Raw genomic sequence first — 22712 nt, forward strand, 5'->3', positions numbered from 1 at the left:
TTTGCAATAAAACGGACACAAAAAGGGAGGTAGACCCTTGCTGGATGTAAATAACTTTGAGTATATGAAAATTGGTTTAGCATCACCCGAGAAGATACGTTCATGGTCCTACGGCGAGGTAAAAAAACCGGAAACAATCAATTACCGTACACTAAAGCCGGAGAAAGACGGTCTATTTTGTGAGCGGATTTTTGGCCCGCAAAAAGATTGGGAATGCCATTGCGGGAAATACAAACGTGTTCGCTATAAAGGCGTCGTTTGCGACCGCTGTGGTGTCGAAGTAACAAAAGCAAAAGTCCGCAGGGAACGTATGGGTCACATTGAATTGGCTGCACCCGTATCCCATATCTGGTATTTCAAAGGAATTCCAAGCAGAATGGGACTCGTGCTTGACATGTCTCCGCGTGCATTAGAGGAAGTAATCTATTTTGCAGCGTATATTGTGACTGAGCCGGGAGATACCCCGCTGGAGAAGAAGCAGCTTTTATCCGAGAAGGAATACCGGACATATTACGATAAATATGGAAAATCATTTAAAGCACAAATGGGAGCAGAAGCAATCCGGAAACTGCTTCATGATATCGACCTGAAAAAAGAAGTGGATACACTGCGTGAAGAGCTGAAAACCGCTCAGGGACAGCGGCGCACTAGAGCAATCAAACGATTGGAAGTACTGGAGGCATTCCGCAATTCCAAAAATGAAACATCCTGGATGGTTCTTGATGTACTGCCGGTCATTCCGCCGGAAATTCGTCCGATGGTTCAGCTTGACGGCGGTCGTTTTGCCACTTCGGATCTGAATGATTTATACCGCCGTGTTATAAACCGGAATAACCGTCTGAAGCGTCTGCTTGATCTTGGGGCGCCAAGCATTATTGTACAGAATGAAAAGCGCATGCTGCAGGAAGCGGTAGATGCATTGATTGATAATGGCCGCCGCGGACGTCCGGTTACCGGACCGGGGAATCGTCCATTAAAATCATTATCCCACATGCTGAAAGGGAAACAGGGACGCTTCCGTCAGAACCTGTTAGGTAAACGTGTGGATTATTCCGGCCGTTCCGTTATTGTTGTTGGTCCGAATCTGAAAATGTACCAGTGCGGACTGCCAAAAGAAATGGCGCTTGAGTTATTCAAGCCATTCATTATGAAAGAGCTGGTGGAAAAAGGAATAGCCCACAATATTAAATCAGCAAAACGAAAAATTGAACGTGTGCATCCGGAAGTATGGGATGTACTTGAAGAAGTCATCAAAGAACACCCGGTATTGTTAAACCGTGCACCAACTTTGCATAGACTCGGTATTCAGGCATTTGAGCCAACATTGGTGGAAGGCCGTGCAATCCGGCTGCATCCCCTTGTATGTACAGCGTATAATGCGGACTTTGATGGGGACCAAATGGCTGTCCACGTTCCATTATCTGCAGAAGCGCAGGCTGAAGCACGCATCCTGATGCTGGCAGCACAAAACATCCTGAACCCGAAAGACGGCAAACCGGTAGTAACGCCATCACAGGATATGGTATTAGGAAATTACTATTTAACGATGGAAAGAAAAAATGCCATTGGGGAAGGGAAAATATTCAAAGATGTCAGCGAAGCGCTGCTTTCCTATCAAAATGGTTATGTGCACCTGCACACCCGGGTCGCGATTCAGGCTTCCGGCCTGAACAACAGAACCTTTAATGACGAGCAGCAGAAACAATTGCTTCTCACAACAGTCGGTAAATTGATTTTTAACGAGATATTGCCGGATTCTTTTCCATATATTAACGAACCGACCAGAGTTAATTTGGAGGATTACACACCGGAATCCTATTTTGTTGAAAAAGGAACAGACATTAAAGCGGAAATTCAATCACGCGAACTGATTATGCCATTTAAAAAAGGCTTCCTTGGCGATGTCATCGCAGAAGTATTTAAACGGTTTAAAATCAGTGAAACGTCTAAAATGCTTGACCGTATGAAAGATCTCGGTTTCAGCTACTCCACAAAAGCAGGAATGACAGTCGGTATTTCCGACATTGTCGTATTGGCAGAAAAAGAAGATATATTGGAAGAAGCCCAGGGGAAAGTTGATAACGTACTGAAACAGTTCCGCCGGGGTCTCATTACAGATGACGAACGGTACGACCGGGTTATTTCCATCTGGTCCCAGGCCAAGGATACGATCCAGGATAAGCTGATGGGCTCCTTGAGCGACCGAAATCCGATTTATATGATGAGTGATTCCGGTGCACGGGGTAATGCTTCCAACTTTACCCAGCTGGCTGGTATGCGCGGACTGATGGCAAACCCTGCCGGGAAAATTATTGAACTGCCTATCAGGTCAAGCTTCAGGGAAGGGCTAACTGTGCTGGAATACTTTATTTCAACACACGGTGCGCGTAAAGGCCTTGCGGATACAGCCCTGAAAACGGCTGACTCGGGTTATCTGACACGCCGTCTGGTGGATGTAGCCCAGGATGTTATCATTCGCGAAGCAGATTGCGGTACGGATCGAGGTTTAACCGTATCTGCACTAATGGATGGAACCGAATTAATCGAACCGCTGTTTGACCGTCTTGTAGGCCGCACTGCTTTCTTTGATGTACGTGATCCTGAAACAAATGAACTGCTTGCTGAAAAAGACAGCCTGATAACAGAGGATATGGCAAAACAAATAGTGGAAGCGGGAATAGAAGAGGTTACAATTCGTTCTGCATTCACCTGTAATACGAAATACGGTGTTTGCCAAAAATGCTATGGCCGCAACCTTGCCACAGGATCAGATGTAGAGGTTGGAGAAGCAGTAGGAATTATAGCAGCACAATCTATTGGAGAACCGGGAACACAGCTGACCATGCGTACCTTCCATACAGGAGGGGTCGCCGGAGATGATATTACACAGGGTCTGCCGCGTATTCAGGAACTATTTGAAGCACGCAACCCTAAAGGACAGTCTGTTATTACTGAAATCCATGGTACAGTAGAAGAAATGAAAGAAACAAGGGACGGTCAGGAAGTGATCGTTCAGGGGGAAGTGGAACAGCGCAGTTATACGGTTCCATTTAATGCCCGCATGAAAGTAAGTATTGGTGATGAAGTTTTTGCCGGCCAGGAGCTGACAGAAGGTTCCATCGATCCGAAAGAACTCTTGCGCGTACAAGGCGTGGAAGGTGTACAAAATTATCTTCTGCGTGAAGTGCAGCGGGTATACCGGATGCAAGGGGTTGAAATTGGTGATAAGCACGTAGAAGTAATGGTCCGCCAGATGCTGCGTAAGATTCACGTAGTTGATGCCGGAGATACAAACGTACTTCCTGGTTCACTCCTGGATCTTCATCAATTCAGGGATGCTAACCATGAAGTGCTGCTTGGCGGCGGCCAGCCTGCTACAGGAAAACCGGTTCTGCTCGGTATTACAAAAGCATCCCTTGAAACGGATTCCTTCCTATCGGCAGCATCCTTCCAGGAAACAACACGTGTCCTGACCGATGCAGCCATTAAAGGAAAACGTGATGAACTGCTTGGGCTAAAAGAGAATGTGATTATTGGCAAGCTTGTCCCAGCAGGTACAGGAATGCAGAGGTACCGCAGAATAAAAGTTGCTACCGACGAGCCGGAAGAAGAGATTGTTGAAGAAACAGAAACAGTTCAATAAAATGGTAACGCAAATGATATAAAAATGAATTCGGAAGCACCAAAAGAATATAAAATTTGTATTGACATCAATTAACCATGGTGATAGAATATTCAAGGTGCTTCCGAATTATACTTTGACAGTGGAAAAAGTATAAAACTTTCATGTCCGGGACTCCAATTAATTGCCCGAACGTAATAACTTGCAATTTGCGTACGTACAAGGGGCTTTGTTTTTACCCTTGGGGTGCTAAGGCATTTGCCCGATTGACCGGCAAATACCAACCATCACTTTGGAGGATGCGAAATGTCTTATGAAAAAGTGGCTCAAGTTAAATCGCGTATAATCATCGGAACGAAGCAAACACTGAAAGCCATGAAAAATGGGGAAATAAGTGAAGTGATCATTGCTGATGATGCGGATCCACAGATTACACAAAAAGTATCCGATTTGGCAGACGAACTTAATATTCCATGTCAGTATGTAGATTCGATGAAAAAACTGGGTATTGCTTGTGGTATTGAGGTTGGAGCATCAACAGTAGCCATAAGAGAACAGTAGTTTTAATGGGAACTCCGTTGAAGCTTTGTTTTTTTGCAAAAGAATGAACCACCTGGATGTGTGGGATTAGAAGAAGCTGTCATGGGAGGCTTGCAGCATAATAGGATCAGCTTAATTGTGGTGTGGTTTAACCTGCTGTTCAACAGGAAACTGCCATAATCTCTGGTCTTTAACCAAGCCCTGTATTGATAAAATGGGCAGCATTCTTTAAAAATCATCTGAGATTAAGAAAGAAAGGAGGACGCAAACATGCCAACAATTAATCAGCTTGTACGAAAAGGCCGTGTAAATAAAGCAAAGACTTCTGATTCACCAGCGCTGAATAAAGGTTATAACAGCTTTAAAAAGCAGCTGACAAATCAAAATTCCCCGCAAAAACGCGGTGTTTGTACACGTGTCGGTACACTGACTCCGAAGAAGCCGAACTCGGCACTTCGTAAATATGCCCGTGTGCGTCTGTCAAACAACATGGAAGTAACAGCATACATTCCTGGAATTGGCCACAACCTGCAGGAGCATAGTGTTGTACTCCTGCGCGGCGGACGTGTAAAAGACCTGCCTGGTGTTCGTTACCACATTGTTCGTGGCGCACTGGATACTGCAGGAGTGGAAGGCCGTGCACAAGGCCGTTCCAAATATGGCACAAAGAAACCGAAGAAATAAATATCGGTTGGACAGAAAATCCCTGGTCTGCAAAACCAGTTAAAAGAAAACACAATGCAGATAAATACCGGAAAGAGACCTTCATAAGCCCGGTATCAGGAAAAACCGGGTGATGATAAAAGCTTTTTCCGATTACACCATGGAAGAAAGGAGGATGGACATATGCCACGTAAAGGACCAGTACCTAAACGCGATGTCTTGCCGGATCCATTATATAACTCAAAATTAGTAACCCGTTTGATCAATCAAATTATGATTGATGGTAAACGCGGAAAAGCACAAAAAATTCTCTACAAGGCGTTTGAGCTAGTTTCCGAGAGAAGCGGACAAAATGCCATGGAAGTTTTTGAACAAGCGATGAAAAACGTCATGCCTGTACTTGAGGTTCGTGCCCGCCGTGTTGGTGGATCTAACTATCAGGTTCCAATGGAGGTTCGTCCGGAACGCCGTCAGGCATTAGGCTTGCGATATATCGTTAATTATTCCCGCCTGCGCGGTGAAAAAACAATGGAAGAGCGCCTGGCTAATGAAATCCTGGATGCTTCCAACAATACAGGAGCAGCCGTGAAAAGACGTGAAGAAATGCATAAGATGGCAGAAGCGAATAAAGCGTTCGCTCACTATCGCTGGTAGGACTTTTTTGAACGATCGATTAATCTTAAAGTCAGCATAGGTAAACTAAACTTCCTAATCTGTAAAAAAAGCTTTTAAGAGAAAGGAGAAGAATACATGGCAAGAGAGTTCTCCTTAGAAAAGACGCGTAATATTGGTATCATGGCACACATTGATGCAGGAAAAACCACTACTACAGAGCGTATTCTTTTCTACACAGGACGTATTCATAAAATCGGTGAAACCCATGAAGGTGCTTCCCAGATGGACTGGATGGAGCAGGAGCAGGAGCGCGGAATTACGATTACTTCCGCTGCAACGACAGCTCAATGGAAAGGTCACCGTATTAATATTATCGATACACCGGGACACGTGGACTTTACTGTAGAGGTTGAACGTTCATTGAGAGTCCTGGATGGAGCAGTAACTGTGTTGGATGCACAATCAGGTGTTGAACCCCAGACAGAAACAGTATGGCGCCAGGCTACAACTTACGGGGTGCCCCGTATTGTATTCATTAACAAAATGGATAAAGTTGGCGCGGACTTCCTGTACTCTACAGGAACATTAAAAGAACGTCTTGGTGCAAACGCACACCCTGTGCAAATGCCAATCGGCGCTGAAGATGAGTTCGAGGGAATTATTGACCTTGTTAATATGGAAGCTCATTTTTATTTGGATGACTTAGGAACAAAAGCTGAATCACGCGAGATTCCAGCCGAGTATAAAGAAAAAGCCGAGGAGCTTCGTGCGGGTCTGGTCGAGGCAGTAGCCGAGATCGATGAAGATCTGATGATGAAATTTCTTGAAGGGGAGGAAATCTCCAACGAGGAATTAAAAACCGCTATCCGTAAAGCAACTTTGGATGTGGAATTCTATCCGGTATTCTGCGGATCCGCTTTTAAAAACAAAGGTGTTCAGTTAGTTATTGACGGTGTCATTGACTATCTGCCGGCTCCAACAGATGTTGCGGCAATCGAAGGTATTCTGCCGGGGAAAGAGGAAGACGAAACTGTTACCCGTCCGGCAGACGACAATGGTCCATTCTCTGCTTTGGCATTTAAAGTCATGACAGACCCTTATGTAGGAAAGCTGACTTTCTTCCGTGTATACTCCGGAACACTTAATTCGGGTTCCTATGTGAAAAACTCGGTAAAAGGCAAGCGTGAGCGTGTCGGGCGTATCCTGCAAATGCATGCAAACTCCCGTGAGGAGATCTCCACGGTTTATTCCGGGGAAATTGCAGCAGCAGTAGGCTTAAAAGATACCTCCACAGGGGACACACTTTGTGATGAAAAAGACGAGGTTATTCTGGAGTCCATGGACTTCCCTGAGCCGGTAATCAGTGTTGCTATTGAACCAAAGACAAAAGCAGACCAGGATAAAATGGCCATTGCACTTGGCAAACTCGCTGAAGAGGACCCAACTTTCAAAACAGAAACAAATGCTGAAACCGGTCAAACAATCATTTCCGGTATGGGTGAACTTCACTTGGATGTTATTGTTGACCGCCTGAAACGTGAGTTTAAAGTGGAAGCAAACGTCGGCGCGCCGCAAGTGGCATACCGCGAGACATTCCGTCAACCTGCTGAAGTGGAAGGTAAATTTATCCGTCAGTCCGGCGGACGCGGACAGTACGGACACGTTTGGGTTAAATTTGAACCAAACGAAGAAGGCGCTGGTTTTGAATTTGAAAACAAAATTGTCGGTGGAGTCGTTCCGCGCGAATATATTCCTTCGGTAGAGCAGGGAATTAAAGAAGCGATGGAAAATGGCGTATTGGCCGGATATCCGCTGATTGACGTGAAAGCATCACTATTCGACGGAAGCTACCATGATGTGGACTCCAACGAGATGGCATTTAAAATAGCTGCATCCATGTCTTTAAAAGCAGCAAAAGATAAATGTCAGCCGGTTCTACTGGAACCAATGATGAGAGTGGAAATTGTTATTCCGGAAGAATATATGGGTGACATTATGGGAGATGTAACTTCCCGCAGAGGCCGTGTGGAAGGTATGGAAGCAAGAGGTCCCGCTCAAGTAGTAAAAGGGTTTGTACCACTTGCTGAAATGTTCGGTTATGCTACTGCATTACGTTCGAACACCCAGGGCCGCGGTGTATTCACCATGTACTTCGACCACTATGAAGAAGTGCCGAAAAGCATCTCTGAAGAAATTATTAAGAAAAATTCCGGTGAATAATTGATTTTTTGTCAAATCTGAAGTATAACTTTTAGTGAAGGCCGAGAAATAACTCAATTCGTTGTTTCTTGATTAACTATAAAATAATAAAAAACTTTTATTTATTTAAAGGAGGAACTATAAATGGCTAAAGAAAAATTCGACCGCTCCAAAAGTCACGTTAACGTTGGAACTTTAGGACACGTTGACCATGGTAAAACTACGCTGACTGCTGCAATTACAATCGTAATGGCAAAAAAATCCGGTAAAGGTGAAGAAATGGCCTATGACCAAATTGACAACGCACCGGAAGAAAAAGAACGTGGAATTACAATTGCTACATCCCACGTTGAGTATGAAACAGATACTCGCCACTATGCACACGTAGATTGCCCGGGACACGCTGACTATGTTAAGAACATGATCACTGGTGCTGCACAAATGGACGGTGCTATCCTTGTTGTTTCTGCAGCAGATGGCCCAATGCCGCAAACTCGTGAGCACATCCTATTGTCACGTAACGTGGGCGTACCTGCTTTCGTCGTGTTCCTTAACAAAACTGACATGGTGGATGACGAAGAGCTTCTTGAGCTAGTAGAAATGGAAGTACGCGATCTTCTGACTGAGTATGACTTCCCTGGTGATGATGTGCCAGTAATCAAAGGTTCTGCTCTGAAAGCAATTGAAGGGGATCCTGAGTACGAAGAAAAAATTGTTGAATTAATGAACGCAGTTGATGAGTACATCCCTACTCCGGACCGTGACAAAGACAAACCATTTATGATGCCTGTAGAGGACGTATTCTCTATCACTGGCCGTGGTACTGTTGCAACAGGCCGTGTTGAGCGTGGAGAAGTTAAAGTCGGGGACGAAGTAGAAATTATCGGTCTTGCTGATGAGTCTACCAAGACAACTGTTACCGGTGTGGAAATGTTCCGCAAGCTTCTTGACTATGCAGAAGCAGGGGACAACATTGGTGCACTGCTTCGTGGTGTAGCGCGTGAAGACATTAACCGCGGACAAGTACTTGCAAAGCCGGGTTCTATTACACCGCACACAAACTTCAGTGCTGAAGTTTATGTATTATCCAAAGAAGAAGGTGGACGTCACACGCCATTCTTTGCAAACTACCGTCCGCAGTTCTATTTCCGTACAACAGACGTAACTGGCGTAATCCAGCTGCCTGAAGGTACAGAAATGGTAATGCCTGGAGATAACATCGAAATGGATGTTGAACTGATCTCACCAATCGCCATTGAAGACGGAACTCGTTTTTCCATCCGTGAAGGTGGACGTACTGTAGGATCAGGTGTTGTAACTAAAATTAAAGAATAAACATCAGGTAAAACAGGCAATGCTCCCGGAGCATTGCCTGTTTTTAATTTACTGTTGGAAATCATAAAAACTGAACACTGTAAGGAATTAGCTGCAGGAATGTCCATTTCTGTCCGGGCTGGATAAATATTTTGGCGCATAGCGGAACTGCCTCTATGCATCCAAAAGGCTTAGACATTATATGAAAAATATTCTTGACTCATTATCTTTTTATTTAGAAGTTGAAGGATTCTTAAACCTCTTTCGGCAGTTTATGAATCGTATAAGCTACCAAATTATCCATGGCTGGCACTCTACAAAGCCAGATAAGCGTTCTATGCTTCATAAATCTGATGTATGGACGATAAAAGATTGTTTGCTGCAGCATTATACAGCCATTGGGCACGGGCAATTTGTTCAGTTTTGACAAGACACGATGTTATCAGTGACCTTGTCCTCTGAAAGATTTACAAAAAAGTCCTTTTTCCCCTTGCATTCATGGGTAAAAGTACGTATAATATGTAGATGTGCAATCAAAAGATTTATATAAAAAGGATTGCATTGACCGCATTTCTTCTATATAATGTTAATGTTGGTCACTTAAGAGGCGATGATGCGGAAGGTTGTTGGCACACCCGGCCCCTTTGCCATGGCTGGCTGTCAAGAAATTTTCGCGGAGAAGTCTATGATAATATGGGCGAAAAGGAGGGAAAATAATGGCAAAAGAAAAAATAAGAATCCGTTTAAAAGCGTATGATCATCGTATTTTGGATCAATCCGCTGTAAAGATTGTAGACACGGCGAAGCGTGCAGGATCCAATGTATCCGGGCCGATCCCGCTGCCTACAGAGAAAACTGTGTACACTGTTTTACGTGCAGTACACAAATACAAGGATTCCCGTGAGCAATTCGAAATGCGTACACATAAACGTCTAATCGATATTGTGAACCCTACACCGCAGACAGTGGATTCGCTGATGCGTCTTGACTTGCCGTCAGGTGTAGATATTGAAATCAAATTATAAAATGAATGCAATATAGGAGGTGCAAACGGATGACGAAAGGAATCTTAGGACGTAAAATCGGCATGACTCAGTTGTTTTCAGAGACTGGTGAACTAGTTCCGGTAACTGTTATTCAAGCTGAGCCAAACGTAGTCTTGCAGAAAAGAACATTGGAAAATGATGGGTATGAAGCAATACAACTAGGGTTTCATAATGTGAAGGAATCACGTACAAATAAAGCGGAAAAAGGTCATGCTGAAAAAGCAAACACCACACCTAAGCGCTACGTTCGTGAAATCCGTAACGCCAATCTTGATGAATATGAAGTAGGTCAGGAAATAGGCGTTGATGTGTTTGAAGCCGGAGATACGATTGATGTCACCGGAACGACCAAAGGGAAAGGATTCCAGGGTTCCATTAAGCGGCATAACCAGGCGCGCGGACCGATGAGCCACGGATCCCACTACCACAGAGGACCGGGTTCGTTAGGTGCAGTAGACCCTATGCGCGTATTTAAAGGAAGACCGCTTCCTGGTCAAATGGGCGGAAATCAGGTAACTATCCAGAACCTTGAAGTCGTTAGCGTGGATAAAGAACGCAATCTTTTACTGGTAAAAGGAAATGTACCTGGAGCGAAAAAATCATTCGTTAAAGTAACGAGTGCGGTAAAGGCTAAATAATTATTACTACGAAGGGAGGATATGTCATGCCTACAGTAGCACTATTTAAACAGGATGGTTCTCAGACTGGAGATGTGGAATTAAACGACGCAGTCTTCGGAATTGAACCAAATACACATGTATTACACGATGCCGTTATTATGCAGCGGGCATCATTGAGACAAGGCACCCATGCTGTAAAAAACCGCTCTGAAGTACGCGGCGGAGGACGTAAACCATGGCGCCAAAAAGGAACAGGACGTGCACGTCATGGATCCATCCGTTCACCAATCTGGGTAGGCGGAGGAACAGCATTCGGGCCGACACCAAGAAGCTATAGCTATAAAATGCCTAAAAAGGTACGTCGCCTGGCGTTAATTTCTGCTTTATCTTCCAAAGTGAAAGAAGGAAATACGTTAGTATTGGATGCTATTGCCATAGACGAACCAAAAACAAAAGAAATCGTAAAAATGCTTGAAGCATTGGATGTAAACGAAAAAGCACTGATTGTCACCGCTGATACAGAAGAAACAATTATTCGTTCTGCAAATAACCTGCAAAATGTAAATGTATTAACGGTCGGTGAAATCAATGTACTTGACTTGCTTTCGCATGACAAGCTGATCATTACAAAAGATGCAGCTGAAAAAGCAGGGGAGGTGCTTGCATAATGAAAGATCTACGAGATATTATAAAGCGCCCTGTCATTACAGAGCATTCCTCTGATCTGCTGGCAGAGAAAAAATATACGTTTGAAGTAGATAAGAAAGCGAACAAAACGGAAATCAAAGACGCGATTGAGTTAATTTTTGGTGTAACAGTCGAAAAAGTAAACACCATGAATCTGAAAGGAAAGTTCAAGCGGATGGGACGTTACGGAGGGTTTCGCCCGGACCGTAAAAAAGCCGTCGTACAGCTTTCCGAGGACAGTAAAGAAATCGACTTCTTTGAAGGGTAAAAAACATATCAGTGAAGGAGGGAAATGAAGATGGCGATTAAGAAGTTTAGACCAACATCAAATGGGAGACGGAATATGTCTGTTTCCGATTTTGCTGAAATTACAACAGATACACCGGAAAAAACCCTGCTAAGCCCGCTGCATAAGCGAGGAGGCCGAAACAGCCAGGGGAAATTGACTGTTCGTCATCAAGGCGGTGGTCACAAGCGCCAATACCGTCTTATCGACTTTAAACGCGATAAAGATGGAATACCAGGACGCGTTGCTACTATCGAATACGATCCTAACCGTACAGCGAACATTGCACTAATTAACTATGCTGACGGCGAAAAAAGATATATCCTGGCACCAAAAGGACTAAAAGTAGACCAGAAAGTGGAGTCAGGAGAAAATGCAGATATCAAGCTGGGTAATGCCCTGCCGCTTGGAAATATTCCAATAGGTACCATTGTGCATAACATTGAACTGAAGCCGGGGCGCGGCGGACAGTTGGCGCGTTCTGCAGGTGCTGAAGCCCAAATTCTTGGCCGCGAAGGAAAGTACACCCTTGTACGCCTTGCATCAGGTGAGGTTCGTCTCGTTTTGACTACTTGCCGTGCAACAATTGGTCAGGTCGGAAACATTGAACATGAACTGATTCGGGTAGGAAAAGCAGGACGTTCACGCTGGAAAGGTATTCGTCCAACCGTCCGCGGTTCTGTGATGAACCCGAATGATCACCCGCACGGTGGTGGAGAAGGACGTGCGCCAATCGGCCTGAAATCACCGTTGTCACCTTGGGGTAAAAAGACGCTTGGATACAAAACGCGCAAGCGCAATAAACCATCAGATAAATATATTGTACGTCCGCGTAAAAAATAACTGAAATATAGACGGGGGACACCCGTCTGTTAACTCTGAAAGGAGGCTTTTTCATGGGTCGCAGTTTAAAGAAGGGACCTTTTGCAGATGATCATCTGCTTAAAAAAGTTGATGCGTTAAATGAATCTGATAAAAAACAAGTCATTAAAACATGGTCACGCCGTTCCACAATATTCCCTGCATTTGTCGGACACACTATCGCTGTATATGACGGGCGCAAGCACGTTCCTGTTTACGTTACAGAAGATATGGTCGGACATAAATTGGGTGAATTTGCGCCAACCCGTACGTTCAAAGGGCATGCCGGCGATGATAAGAAAACAAAACGCTAAAGAGAGGAGGCACTAAGCATGCAAGCGAAAGCCACGGCAAAATCGGTTCGTATTGCTCCTCGTAAAGTACGTTTAGTCGTTGATTTAATTCGAGGAAAAGATGTTGGTGAAGCAGTTGCAATCTTACGTAATAAAGAACGCGGTGCTTCTCCGGTTGTAGAAAAAGTATTGAACTCTGCAATCGCAAATGCAGAGCATAATTATGAAATGGACACAGATAATCTTGTTATATCCGAAGCATTTGTAGACGAAGGTGTAACACTGAAACGTTTCCGTCCGCGTGCACAAGGACGCGCAAGCAAAATCAATAAACGCACAAGCCACATTACAGTGGTTCTGACAGAAAAGAAGGAGGGATAGTTAGTGGGTCAAAAAGTAAATCCTACAGGTCTTCGCATAGGCGTGATTAAAGACTGGGAGTCCAAATGGTATGCCGACAAAGATTATTCAGACTTGCTACACGAAGATATTAAAATCAGAGAATATCTTGAAAACCGGTTAAGCACTGCTGCTGTTTCGTCGATCGATATTGAACGTGCTGCAAACCGCGTTAACATTACGATTCATACCGGTAAACCCGGAATGGTAATTGGTAAAGGCGGATCAGAAGTAGAAGCATTGCGTAAATCATTGAACAGCTTAACAGGTAAACGAGTTCATATTAATATAGTGGAAATCAAAAAAGTTGACCTGGATGCGAAGCTGGTAGCAGAAAATATCGCCCGTCAACTTGAAAACCGTATTTCATTCCGCCGTGCGCAAAAACAATCTATTCAACGTTCCATGCGTGCTGGAGCTAAAGGTGTAAGAACACAAGTATCCGGCAGACTCGGAGGAGCGGATATCGCCCGTGCGGAAAGCTACAGTGAAGGAACAGTACCACTTCACACACTGAGAGCTGATATCGATTATGGTACAGCAGAAGCGGATACCACCTATGGAAAACTGGGTGTAAAAGTGTGGATCTATCGTGGGGAAGTTCTTCCAACAAAATCAGATAAATAAGGAAGGGGGCACTCTCTATGTTAATGCCTAAACGTGTGAAATATCGCAGACAACATCGTGGTAAAATGAATGGCCGTGCAAAAGGCGGCACAACGGTATCTTTTGGTGAGTATGGCTTGCAGGCAATTGAGCCATCATGGATTACAAGCCGTCAAATCGAAGCTGCCCGTATTGCAATGACCCGTTACATGAAGCGCGGCGGTAAAGTTTGGATTAAAATATTCCCTGATAAACCATATACTGCTAAGCCCCTTGAAGTTCGAATGGGTTCCGGTAAAGGTGCTCCGGAAGGCTGGGTAGCAGTTGTAAAACCAGGAAAGATTATGTTTGAAATTGCAGGGGTTCCGGAAGAGGTTGCACGTGAAGCACTTCGTCTGGCTGCACACAAACTGCCGATCAAATCCAAATTTGTAAAACGTGAAGAAATTGGTGGTGAAAGCAATGAAGGCTAATGAAATCAGAGAACTGACCACTACCGAAATAGAACAAAAAATAAAATCCTTAAAAGAAGAATTATTTAATCTGCGTTTCCAGCTTGCAACAGGACAATTGGAAAACACGGCACGAATTCGTGAAGTAAGAAGGTCCATTGCTCGTATGAAAACCGTTGTCCGTCAGCGGGAACTGGGAGTAAGTAACTAGAATCCAAGAAGAGGAGGTTAGCCTCATATGACTGAGAGAAACAATCGTAAGGTATACACAGGACGTGTTGTATCAGATAAAATGGATAAGACGATTTCCGTATTAGTTGAAACGTATAAGTTTCATCCGTTATATGGCAAACGTGTAAAATACTCAAAGAAGTTTAAAACGCATGATGAAAACAATCAGGCTAAAACTGGTGATATTGTGCGTATTATGGAAACACGCCCATTATCAGCTACAAAACGCTTCCGTTTGGTAGAAGTCGTGGAAGAAGCGGTAATTATATAAGAAAGTTCGGTAATGCAGGTAACCGAAGGGAGGTCCCAAGCGAATGATTCAACAGGAAACAAGATTAAAGGTTGCAGATAACTCAGGAGCCCGTGAAATCCAAACGATTAAAGTATTGGGTGGTTCCGGCCGGAAGACAGCGAATATTGGTGATGTGGTAGTTTGTACAGTGAAACAAGCAACACCCGGAGGCGTTGTCAAAAAAGGTGAAGTAGTAAAAGCGGTTATTGTACGTTCGAAATCAGGAGCGCGCCGTAAAGATGGATCGTACATTCGTTTTGACGAAAATGCGGCAGTAATTGTCCGTGATGATAAGAGTCCAAGAGGAACGCGTATCTTTGGACCGGTTGCACGTGAATTGCGCGATGCCAAATTCATGAAAATTATATCTCTGGCTCCGGAAGTATTATAAATTCGAATTCAAAAACCAGCGTCCCAGGATGCAGCGAATACTGAATGACGAAAACTGAGTGCGCTATACACAGTTGTACCGCATCATTTGAAGTATCCTGATCAGCTGCTTTTGAATAACTTCGGCAAGTAAAAGACCATCGCAAGGAGGTGCGTCAAGCATGCATGTAAAAAAAGGTGATAAAGTAAAAGTAATTTCCGGAAAAGATCGCGGAAAAGAAGGTACGATTCTGGAAGCTTTTCCGAAAAAGGATCGCGTACTGGTCGAAGGAATCAACATGGTAAAAAAACACGCGAAACCTTCGCAGGATAATCCGCAGGGCGGTATTTTGGAACTGGAAGCATCTATCCACGTTTCCAATGTAATGCCGATTGATCCGAAATCAGGAGAGCCGACCCGCGTCGGCTACAAAGACAACGATGGAAAAAAGGTGCGCATCGCTAAGAAATCCGGTGAAGCATTAGATAAATAATTTGTCAGTCACGAAAGGAGGGCGCTCGAGATGAATGAACTGAAACAAAAATATCAGGATGAAGTATTACCATCCTTAATGAATAAATTTGACTATAAATCTGTAATGCAAGTACCAGAGATTGAAAAAATCGTAATTAATATGGGTGTTGGAGATGCCGTGCAAAACGCCAAGGCATTGGACAATGCGGTTGAAGAGCTTTCACTCATTTCCGGTCAAAAACCGGTTGTAACCCGTGCAAAGAAATCAATTGCAGGCTTTCGCCTTCGTGAAGGAATGCCAATCGGTGCAAAAGTAACCCTTCGCGGTGAGAGAATGTATGAATTCCTCCAAAAGCTTATTGCCGTTTCACTGCCGCGTGTACGTGACTTCCGCGGTATTTCAAAAAAAGCTTTTGACGGACGAGGAAATTACACACTGGGTGTAAAAGAACAATTGATTTTCCCGGAAATAAACTACGATAAAGTGAATAAAGTCCGCGGAATGGATATTGTCATCGTTACAACATCCAACACGGATGAAGAAGCTCGTGAACTCTTGTCACAGCTCGGCATGCCTTTCCAAAAATAAGCTAATGAGCTACTACAAGGAGGGAAAATTGTGGCTAAAAAATCAATGATTGCAAAGCAAAAACGCCCGCAAAAGTACAAAGTACGTGAATATACACGCTGTGAACGCTGTGGCCGTCCACATTCCGTAATTCGTAAATTTAAACTTTGCCGAATTTGTTTCCGTGAACTTGCCTACAAAGGTCAAATTCCCGGTGTCAAAAAAGCAAGCTGGTAATCCCCGATTTGGGAAGGAGGTAATGATTAATGGTTATGACAGATCCAATTGCAGATATGCTGACTCGTATTCGTAACGCCAATATGGTAAAACATGAAAAACTGGAGCTTCCGGCTTCAAAAATGAAAAAAGAAATTGCTGATATCTTAAAACGCGAAGGCTTCGTTTCCGACTACGAATTCGTGGAAGACAACAAACAGGGCATCCTGCGTATTTTTCTTAAATACGGTGCGAACGATGACCGTGTAATAACCGGAATTAAACGTATCAGCAAGCCGGGACTTCGTGTTTATGCAAAAGCAAATGAAGTACCTCGCGTGCTCAATGGTTTGGGAGTTGCGATCGTATCCACATCCAGAGGTGTCCTCTCGGATAAGGAAGCACGTTCACAGGCTGTTGGCGGCGAAGTATTAGCATATGTCTGGTAAACAGGATTTTTTTAATGAGGAGGTGCAGGAATGTCTCGTATAGGATTGAAAGTAATTGAAATCCCGGAGGGTGTAGAAGTAAAACAGGATAATAACACCGTTACTGTCAAAGGTCCCAAAGGGGAACTATCCAGAACATTAAGCAGCGAAATGAAAGTTAATATAGAGGGAAACGTAATTACTGTTGAACGCCCAAGTGATAACAAAGAACATCGCAGCTTGCACGGAACAACACGCAGCTTGATCAGCAATATGGTGGAAGGTGTGAGCAAAGGCTTCGAGAAATCACTTGAAATTATCGGGGTGGGATACCGTGCCCAAAAACAGGGAAATAAAGTTGTCATTAATGCCGGTTATTCTCATCCGGTAGAAATTGATGCCATCGATGGAATTGAAATTGATGTTCCCAAAAATACACAGCTTACGATAAAAGGCATCGATAAAGAGCTTGTTGGAGCAGTAGCCTCAAAAATTCGTGCCATTAGACCGCCGGAGCCATACAAAGGAAAAGGTATCCGCTATGCAGGCGAATATGTGCGGCAAAAAGAAGGTAAAACTGCGAAGTAAGGTGAGTTAAGCCAGAAAGGAGTGAGCTTGATGATCAAAAAACCGGACAAAAATGTTACGCGCAAAAGAAGACATGAACGTGTCCGCAGACACATTACCGGTACACAGGAACGTCCCCGTTTAAATGTGTATCGTTCAAATAAACACATGTACGTACAGCTGATCGATGATCAGAATGGAACTACCATCGTCAGTGCTTCTACCCAGGACAAAGAATTAAATCCGGCAGCACCAGGAAATGTCGAAGCTGCAAAGCAGGTAGGAGAAGCAATTGCAAAACGTGCCCAGGATAAAGGATACAAATCAGTTGTATTTGATCGTGGAGGCTATCTTTATCATGGACGTGTAAAAGCCTTGGCAGATGCTGCAAGAGAAGCAGGTCTTGAATTTTAAAGGATAAAGGAGGGAACCATTACATGAACACAAACATAGATCCGAATAAATTAGATCTTGAAGAACGTGTTGTTGCGGTTAACCGTGTTGCAAAAGTTGTGAAAGGCGGGCGGAATTTCCGTTTTGCCGCTCTGGTTGTAGTAGGAGATAAAAATGGTCATGTAGGCTTTGGTACAGGAAAATCAAAGGAAGTACCGGAAGCTATTAAAAAAGCGGTGGATGATGCAAAGAAAAACCTGATTACCATTCCGATTGTTGGTACAACAATTCCTCATGAAATCCATGGTGTTTTCGGATCAGGGAATGTACTGATGAAGCCTGCTGCAGAAGGTACAGGAGTTATCTCGGGCGGACCGGTACGTGCTATCATGGAGCTGGGCGGTGTTGGTGATGTACTGACAAAATCTTTGGGCTCCAATACGCCAATCAACGTCATTCGTGCAACATTGAGCGGATTAACAAACTTAAAACGTGCAGAAGACGTAGCAAAACTGCGTGGAAAGTCTGTAGAAGAACTGTTAGGATAAGGAGGGAAAGACTATGTCAAAAAAAGTGGAAATCACCCTCACACGTAGTGTCATCGGAACAACTGAGGTTCAGCGTAAAACCGTAGAAGCATTGGGACTGAAAAAAATCCGTCAATCCGTCGTTCGGGAAGATACACCAAGTGTACGCGGGATGATCAACAGAATATCCCATCTGATTACGGTAAAAGAAGCATAATAAGTTTAAAGCGTAAAGAGGAGGTGCACGCATGAAACTTCATGAATTGAAAGCATCAGAAGGAAGTCGCAAAAAACGAAATCGCGTAGGCCGCGGGATGTCATCCGGAAATGGAAAAACTTCCGGCCGGGGGCATAAAGGACAAAAAGCACGATCAGGCGGCGGTGTACGTCCTGGATTTGAAGGTGGCCAAATGCCATTATTCCAGCGCTTGCCAAAACGCGGATTCACAAACATTCACAGAAAAGAATTTGCTATTGTAAACCTGGATGCACTTAATCGTTTTGAAGACGGCACGGAAATTACACCTGAGCTATTACTTGAAGAAGGTGTCGTTAGTAAACTAAAAGCTGGTATTAAAGTACTTGGCAACGGTTCTATCGAAAAAAAATTAACAGTAAAAGCTCACAAGTTCTCTGCTTCAGCCGCTGAAGCAATTGAGGCCGCGGGCGGTAAAACAGAGGTGATTTAATGATTCGGACAATCTCCAATTTTATGCGCGTTGGTGACATCAGACGAAAAATAATATTCACACTGCTCATGCTTGTTGTATTCCGTCTTGGAACGTTTATTCCCGTTCCATACACAGACAGGGAAGCAATAGATTTTATGAGTCAGCAAAATGTATTTGGTTTTCTTAATATATTCGGCGGAGGCGCCCTGCAAAACTTCTCCATTTTTGCCATGGGCATTATGCCTTACATTACTGCATCCATCATCATGCAGCTCTTGCAGATGGATGTTGTGCCAAAGTTTGCCGAATGGAAAAAGCAAGGGGAAATGGGACGTAAAAAACTGGCACAGATTACACGTTATGGAACCATTGTACTTGCGTTTATTCAGGCGATTGCCATGTCTATCGGTTTTAATGTAATGGCAGGCGGAATGCTCATAGAGAATCCCAATGCCTTAACATTCCTGATCATTGCGATTGTACTGACGAGCGGTACTGCTTTTCTTATGTGGCTTGGGGAACAAATCACGGCAAACGGCGTCGGGAACGGGATTTCCATTCTCATTTTTGCCGGGATTGTTGCAGCCGTTCCAAATGGTGTTCAGCAATTATACAGTCAGTATTTTGTCAATCCGGGCGATGAGCTGTTTATCAACATTGTGATCGTGGCGTTGATCGTCCTGGTTATTGTGGCTGTTATTGTTGGTGTCGTATTTATTCAGCAGGCACTTCGTAAAATACCAATTCAATATGCGAAAAAACTTGTAAACCGTTCTCCGGTAGGCGGGCATTCCACTCATTTGCCTTTAAAAGTAAATGCTGCAGGGGTAATCCCGGTTATTTTTGCCATTGCGTTTATGATCGCACCAAGCACGGTTGCAGGTTTCTTTGAAGGAAGTCAGGTAGCACAGACGATTACGATGATTTTTGATTATACGCAGCCAATCGGTATGGTCTTGTATGTCGCGTTAATCATTGCTTTTACCTACTTCTATACGTTCGTTCAAGTTAACCCTGAAAACATGGCTGAAAATCTGCAGAAACAAGGCGGATACATTCCGGGAATTCGTCCTGGACATAATACAGAAACGTATCTTACGCGTGTAATTAACCGCCTGACATTTGTCGGTGCACTCTTTTTAGCAGCTGTTTCTGTAATGCCAATAGTATTGGGCGGTCTTGCCAATCTGCCTCAGGCAGTACAAATCGGCGGCACAAGTTTACTCATCGTAGTGGGTGTTGCACTGCAAACGATGAAGCAGCTGGAAAGCCAGCTTGTTAAACGCCACTACAAAGGATTTATCCGGTAAGCCCTGCTGCCATAAAGAGCGAGGGGAAATGAATTGAATCTGATTTTAATGGGTTTGCCTGGTGCCGGTAAAGGGACCCAGGCAAAAGAAATAAATAAAAAATATAATATCCCTCATATTTCAACCGGAGATATGTTCCGCTTGGCGATTAAAGAGGGAACTGAACTTGGAAACAAAGCGAAAGCGTACATGGATGAGGGAAACCTTGTTCCAGATGAAGTAACCATCGGTATCGTCAGAGAACGCTTAAGCAAAGATGATTGCAGCAATGGATTTCTACTAGATGGATTTCCAAGAACCATTGCACAGGCTGAAGCTTTGCAGGAGCTTCTAGCTGATATGAATGAATCAATCGATTATGTCATTCATGTGGATGTACCTGAAGAAAAATTGGTGGAGCGCTTAACCGGCCGCAGGATTTGTCCGACATGCGGGGCGACATATCATGTTAAATATAATCCTCCAAAAATAGAAGGCAAATGTGACAATGATGGGTCAGAATTGATTCAGCGGGACGACGATAAACCGGAAACCGTGAAGAACCGTCTGGCTGTTAATATCGAGCAAACAAAGCCTTTACTCAACTTCTATGAGGATAAAGGATACCTTGTAAGCGTAAATGGTGATCAGGATATCAATCAAGTATTTGAAGATATTCGCACAAAAATTGAAAAATAGTGCCCTGCCGCCATGAAATAGCCGTAAAAGGGTGCAATTCAGTGGTTGAAAAGTTATAATAAACCTTGGGATACACTATTCCCCCACACTGAATGAAAAGTGAACCTTTTTTCCAAAAGGAGATCAATATATTCTATAGCCTAAGTGAAGGTGATCGTTGTTGAACGAAGATGATTCGATTCCGCTGATAGGTCAAGTTGTTCGTATTAAGCAGGGACGCGAGGCAGGACAATTTGCCGTGGTTATTCAAATTGTAGATGATCGGTATGTTCTGCTTGCAGATGGGGAAAAACGTAAATATGATCGACCAAAGAAAAAGAACCTGCATCATATTGAGAAAATGGATTATATTTCTCCGGAAGTCCAAAACAGCCTTCTAGAAACTGGTCGTGTCACAAATGGCAAGCTTAGATTTGCCATAGCTAAATTTACGAATGAGATTGTGACTGATTAAAAGAAGGGAGATCAACACGATGGCGAAAGACGACGTAATTGAAGTGGAAGGAACCGTAACGGAAACACTCCCAAACGCAATGTTTAATGTGGAGCTTGAAAATGGCCATACGGTTCTGGCGCACGTATCCGGCAAAATCCGTATGCATTTTATCCGCATTCTGCCAGGTGATAAAGTAACGGTAGAGCTTTCACCGTATGATTTAACCAGAGGAAGAATTACGTACCGTTATAAATAAGTGCTCCTATATCAAAGGAGGTAGTATGATGAAAGTAAGGGCATCTGTAAAACCAATATGTGAAAAATGCAAAGTGATCAAACGTAAAGGAAAAGTAATGGTCATTTGCGAAAACCCGAAGCATAAACAAAAACAAGGGTAGCGTAAGCTTATATAAGAACGACAAATAGCAAAAAGCTCATCGGATGAGCAAGTTATAATACAGGAGGTGCACGAAACGTATGGCACGTATTGCAGGTATAGATATTCCACGTGATAAACGTGTAGTAATCTCATTAACGTATATTTACGGTGTAGGAAGGACCACTGCACAGCAAGTGCTGGAATCAGCAGGCGTCTCAGAGGATACACGTGTACGTGATTTGACAGAAGATGAATTGGGCCGAATCCGTAAAGCGGTAAACGAATTTACCATTGAAGGGGATCTTCGCCGTGAAACGTCTCTTAATATCAAACGACTAATTGAAATCGGCTCTTACAGAGGAGTCCGTCACCGTCGCGGGCTGCCTGTACGCGGACAAAAAACAAAAAACAACTCACGCACCCGTAAAGGACCACGCCGTGCAGTTGCAGGCAAGAAAAAGTAACGTAAAGGAGGTATGTAATTAATGGCACGCAATACAAACACGCGCAAACGCCGTGTGAAAAAGAATATAGAATCAGGTATAGCCCATATCCGTTCTACTTTTAACAACACGATTGTAACAATTACGGATCCGCAGGGAAATTCGATCGGCTGGAGCTCTGCAGGCGCACTTGGCTTTAAAGGTTCTAAAAAATCAACACCATTTGCCGCCCAAATGGCAGCTGAAACTGCAGCGAAATCCGCAGTGGAAACTGGCATGAAATCATTGGAAGTGACTGTAAAAGGACCAGGAGCCGGCCGTGAAGCCGCAATCCGTTCACTTCAGGCAGCAGGTCTGGAAGTTACGGCAATTGTCGATGTAACACCGGTTCCGCATAATGGCTGCCGCCCGCCAAAACGTCGTCGTGTATAAGTATATCGTATGAGATTTTGTTACCTTGTCTATAATGGGTTATGATGGCTAAAAAGCCGGAAATGAGGTAATATCATCATTCCCCCGGCTTGTA

General features: G+C 43.9%; 35 protein-coding genes. All 35 read left to right on the forward strand.

The window, feature by feature from the left end:
- Positions 1–37: 37 nt before the first annotated feature.
- On the forward strand, positions 38–3643 hold the full coding sequence (rpoC, locus tag GHD25_RS16105) for a DNA-directed RNA polymerase subunit beta' (RefSeq protein WP_164218728.1): 3606 nt from the start codon (positions 38–40) through the stop codon (positions 3641–3643).
- A 285-nt stretch (positions 3644–3928) separates the two neighbouring features.
- Positions 3929–4183, forward strand: a complete 255-nt coding sequence (locus tag GHD25_RS16110) for a 50S ribosomal protein L7ae-like protein (RefSeq protein ID WP_164218730.1) — start codon at positions 3929–3931, stop codon at positions 4181–4183.
- A 249-nt stretch (positions 4184–4432) separates the two neighbouring features.
- Positions 4433–4846, forward strand: coding sequence for a 30S ribosomal protein S12 (gene rpsL / locus GHD25_RS16115; RefSeq protein WP_164218732.1), 414 nt, complete (start codon positions 4433–4435; stop codon positions 4844–4846).
- A 162-nt stretch (positions 4847–5008) separates the two neighbouring features.
- A complete protein-coding gene (gene rpsG, locus GHD25_RS16120; RefSeq protein ID WP_164218734.1) occupies positions 5009–5479 on the forward strand; it encodes a 30S ribosomal protein S7 in 471 nt (156 codons plus the stop codon).
- 96 nt (positions 5480–5575) lie between these two features.
- Entirely contained in the window at positions 5576–7660 is a 2085-nt protein-coding gene (fusA, locus tag GHD25_RS16125; RefSeq protein WP_164218736.1) for an elongation factor G, read from the forward strand.
- 123 nt (positions 7661–7783) lie between these two features.
- Positions 7784–8974 (forward strand): elongation factor Tu, encoded by a 1191-nt coding sequence (gene tuf, locus GHD25_RS16130; RefSeq protein WP_164218738.1) that lies wholly within the window; start codon positions 7784–7786, stop codon positions 8972–8974.
- A gap of 181 nt (positions 8975–9155) precedes the next feature.
- Positions 9156–9380, forward strand: a complete 225-nt coding sequence (locus GHD25_RS16135) for a hypothetical protein (RefSeq protein ID WP_164218740.1) — start codon at positions 9156–9158, stop codon at positions 9378–9380.
- 289 nt (positions 9381–9669) lie between these two features.
- Positions 9670–9978 carry a 30S ribosomal protein S10 gene (rpsJ, locus tag GHD25_RS16140; protein ID WP_164218742.1) on the forward strand — a complete coding sequence of 103 codons (309 nt, stop codon included), beginning with the start codon at positions 9670–9672 and terminating at the stop codon, positions 9976–9978.
- Between the two features lie 29 nt (positions 9979–10007).
- Positions 10008–10637 carry a 50S ribosomal protein L3 gene (gene rplC, locus GHD25_RS16145; RefSeq protein WP_164218744.1) on the forward strand — a complete coding sequence of 210 codons (630 nt, stop codon included), beginning with the start codon at positions 10008–10010 and terminating at the stop codon, positions 10635–10637.
- A 26-nt stretch (positions 10638–10663) separates the two neighbouring features.
- Positions 10664–11287: a 50S ribosomal protein L4 gene (gene rplD, locus GHD25_RS16150; RefSeq protein ID WP_164218746.1), complete on the forward strand. Its 624-nt coding sequence runs from the start codon at positions 10664–10666 to the stop codon at positions 11285–11287.
- Positions 11287–11574, forward strand: a complete 288-nt coding sequence (gene rplW, locus GHD25_RS16155) for a 50S ribosomal protein L23 (RefSeq protein WP_164218748.1) — start codon at positions 11287–11289, stop codon at positions 11572–11574. Before rplD ends, rplW begins: the two co-directional genes overlap by 1 nt.
- A gap of 30 nt (positions 11575–11604) precedes the next feature.
- Positions 11605–12435, forward strand: coding sequence for a 50S ribosomal protein L2 (gene rplB, locus GHD25_RS16160; RefSeq protein WP_164218749.1), 831 nt, complete (start codon positions 11605–11607; stop codon positions 12433–12435).
- A gap of 53 nt (positions 12436–12488) precedes the next feature.
- Positions 12489–12767 (forward strand): 30S ribosomal protein S19, encoded by a 279-nt coding sequence (gene rpsS, locus GHD25_RS16165; protein WP_164218751.1) that lies wholly within the window; start codon positions 12489–12491, stop codon positions 12765–12767.
- A gap of 18 nt (positions 12768–12785) precedes the next feature.
- Positions 12786–13127, forward strand: a complete 342-nt coding sequence (rplV, locus tag GHD25_RS16170) for a 50S ribosomal protein L22 (RefSeq protein WP_164218753.1) — start codon at positions 12786–12788, stop codon at positions 13125–13127.
- Positions 13128–13130: 3 nt separating this feature from the next.
- Positions 13131–13772, forward strand: coding sequence for a 30S ribosomal protein S3 (gene rpsC, locus GHD25_RS16175; RefSeq protein WP_164218756.1), 642 nt, complete (start codon positions 13131–13133; stop codon positions 13770–13772).
- A 17-nt stretch (positions 13773–13789) separates the two neighbouring features.
- Positions 13790–14224: a 50S ribosomal protein L16 gene (gene rplP, locus GHD25_RS16180; protein ID WP_164218757.1), complete on the forward strand. Its 435-nt coding sequence runs from the start codon at positions 13790–13792 to the stop codon at positions 14222–14224.
- A complete protein-coding gene (rpmC, locus tag GHD25_RS16185; protein ID WP_164218759.1) occupies positions 14214–14414 on the forward strand; it encodes a 50S ribosomal protein L29 in 201 nt (66 codons plus the stop codon). Before rplP ends, rpmC begins: the two co-directional genes overlap by 11 nt.
- 27 nt (positions 14415–14441) lie before the next feature.
- A complete protein-coding gene (gene rpsQ / locus GHD25_RS16190) occupies positions 14442–14705 on the forward strand; it encodes a 30S ribosomal protein S17 (protein WP_164218761.1) in 264 nt (87 codons plus the stop codon).
- Between the two features lie 43 nt (positions 14706–14748).
- The gene (gene rplN / locus GHD25_RS16195) at positions 14749–15117 is read left to right on the forward strand and encodes a 50S ribosomal protein L14 (RefSeq protein WP_164218763.1); all 369 of its coding nucleotides are present in this window, start codon (positions 14749–14751) and stop codon (positions 15115–15117) included.
- Between the two features lie 160 nt (positions 15118–15277).
- Positions 15278–15589, forward strand: a complete 312-nt coding sequence (rplX, locus tag GHD25_RS16200; RefSeq protein WP_164218765.1) for a 50S ribosomal protein L24 — start codon at positions 15278–15280, stop codon at positions 15587–15589.
- A 30-nt stretch (positions 15590–15619) separates the two neighbouring features.
- Positions 15620–16159 (forward strand): 50S ribosomal protein L5, encoded by a 540-nt coding sequence (rplE, locus tag GHD25_RS16205; protein ID WP_164218767.1) that lies wholly within the window; start codon positions 15620–15622, stop codon positions 16157–16159.
- A 30-nt stretch (positions 16160–16189) separates the two neighbouring features.
- A complete protein-coding gene (locus tag GHD25_RS16210) occupies positions 16190–16375 on the forward strand; it encodes a type Z 30S ribosomal protein S14 (RefSeq protein ID WP_092494501.1) in 186 nt (61 codons plus the stop codon).
- Between the two features lie 29 nt (positions 16376–16404).
- The gene (gene rpsH, locus GHD25_RS16215; RefSeq protein WP_164218769.1) at positions 16405–16803 is read left to right on the forward strand and encodes a 30S ribosomal protein S8; all 399 of its coding nucleotides are present in this window, start codon (positions 16405–16407) and stop codon (positions 16801–16803) included.
- A 30-nt stretch (positions 16804–16833) separates the two neighbouring features.
- On the forward strand, positions 16834–17370 hold the full coding sequence (gene rplF / locus GHD25_RS16220; protein ID WP_164218771.1) for a 50S ribosomal protein L6: 537 nt from the start codon (positions 16834–16836) through the stop codon (positions 17368–17370).
- 30 nt (positions 17371–17400) lie between these two features.
- Positions 17401–17763 carry a 50S ribosomal protein L18 gene (gene rplR / locus GHD25_RS16225; RefSeq protein ID WP_164218773.1) on the forward strand — a complete coding sequence of 121 codons (363 nt, stop codon included), beginning with the start codon at positions 17401–17403 and terminating at the stop codon, positions 17761–17763.
- A 23-nt stretch (positions 17764–17786) separates the two neighbouring features.
- Entirely contained in the window at positions 17787–18290 is a 504-nt protein-coding gene (rpsE, locus tag GHD25_RS16230; RefSeq protein ID WP_164218775.1) for a 30S ribosomal protein S5, read from the forward strand.
- 13 nt (positions 18291–18303) lie between these two features.
- A complete protein-coding gene (rpmD, locus tag GHD25_RS16235; RefSeq protein WP_164218777.1) occupies positions 18304–18486 on the forward strand; it encodes a 50S ribosomal protein L30 in 183 nt (60 codons plus the stop codon).
- A gap of 31 nt (positions 18487–18517) precedes the next feature.
- Complete coding sequence (gene rplO, locus GHD25_RS16240; protein ID WP_164218779.1) at positions 18518–18958, forward strand: 50S ribosomal protein L15; 441 nt, start codon at positions 18518–18520, stop codon at positions 18956–18958.
- Positions 18958–20250, forward strand: coding sequence for a preprotein translocase subunit SecY (gene secY / locus GHD25_RS16245; protein ID WP_164218781.1), 1293 nt, complete (start codon positions 18958–18960; stop codon positions 20248–20250). The genes rplO and secY overlap by 1 nt, the downstream gene beginning before the upstream one ends.
- 33 nt (positions 20251–20283) lie before the next feature.
- Complete coding sequence (locus GHD25_RS16250; protein WP_164218783.1) at positions 20284–20928, forward strand: adenylate kinase; 645 nt, start codon at positions 20284–20286, stop codon at positions 20926–20928.
- A gap of 160 nt (positions 20929–21088) precedes the next feature.
- Positions 21089–21382: a KOW domain-containing RNA-binding protein gene (locus GHD25_RS16255; protein WP_164218785.1), complete on the forward strand. Its 294-nt coding sequence runs from the start codon at positions 21089–21091 to the stop codon at positions 21380–21382.
- 19 nt (positions 21383–21401) lie between these two features.
- A complete protein-coding gene (gene infA / locus GHD25_RS16260) occupies positions 21402–21620 on the forward strand; it encodes a translation initiation factor IF-1 (protein ID WP_010095735.1) in 219 nt (72 codons plus the stop codon).
- Between the two features lie 28 nt (positions 21621–21648).
- Complete coding sequence (gene rpmJ, locus GHD25_RS16265; RefSeq protein ID WP_010095733.1) at positions 21649–21762, forward strand: 50S ribosomal protein L36; 114 nt, start codon at positions 21649–21651, stop codon at positions 21760–21762.
- Positions 21763–21841: 79 nt separating this feature from the next.
- Positions 21842–22207: a 30S ribosomal protein S13 gene (gene rpsM, locus GHD25_RS16270; RefSeq protein WP_164218787.1), complete on the forward strand. Its 366-nt coding sequence runs from the start codon at positions 21842–21844 to the stop codon at positions 22205–22207.
- A 21-nt stretch (positions 22208–22228) separates the two neighbouring features.
- Positions 22229–22618, forward strand: a complete 390-nt coding sequence (gene rpsK / locus GHD25_RS16275) for a 30S ribosomal protein S11 (protein ID WP_164218789.1) — start codon at positions 22229–22231, stop codon at positions 22616–22618.
- Positions 22619–22712 lie beyond the last annotated feature (94 nt).

This window comes from Virgibacillus aidingensis (genome assembly GCF_010994035.1).
In the GTDB taxonomy this organism is placed as follows: domain Bacteria; phylum Bacillota; class Bacilli; order Bacillales; family Amphibacillaceae; genus Virgibacillus_N.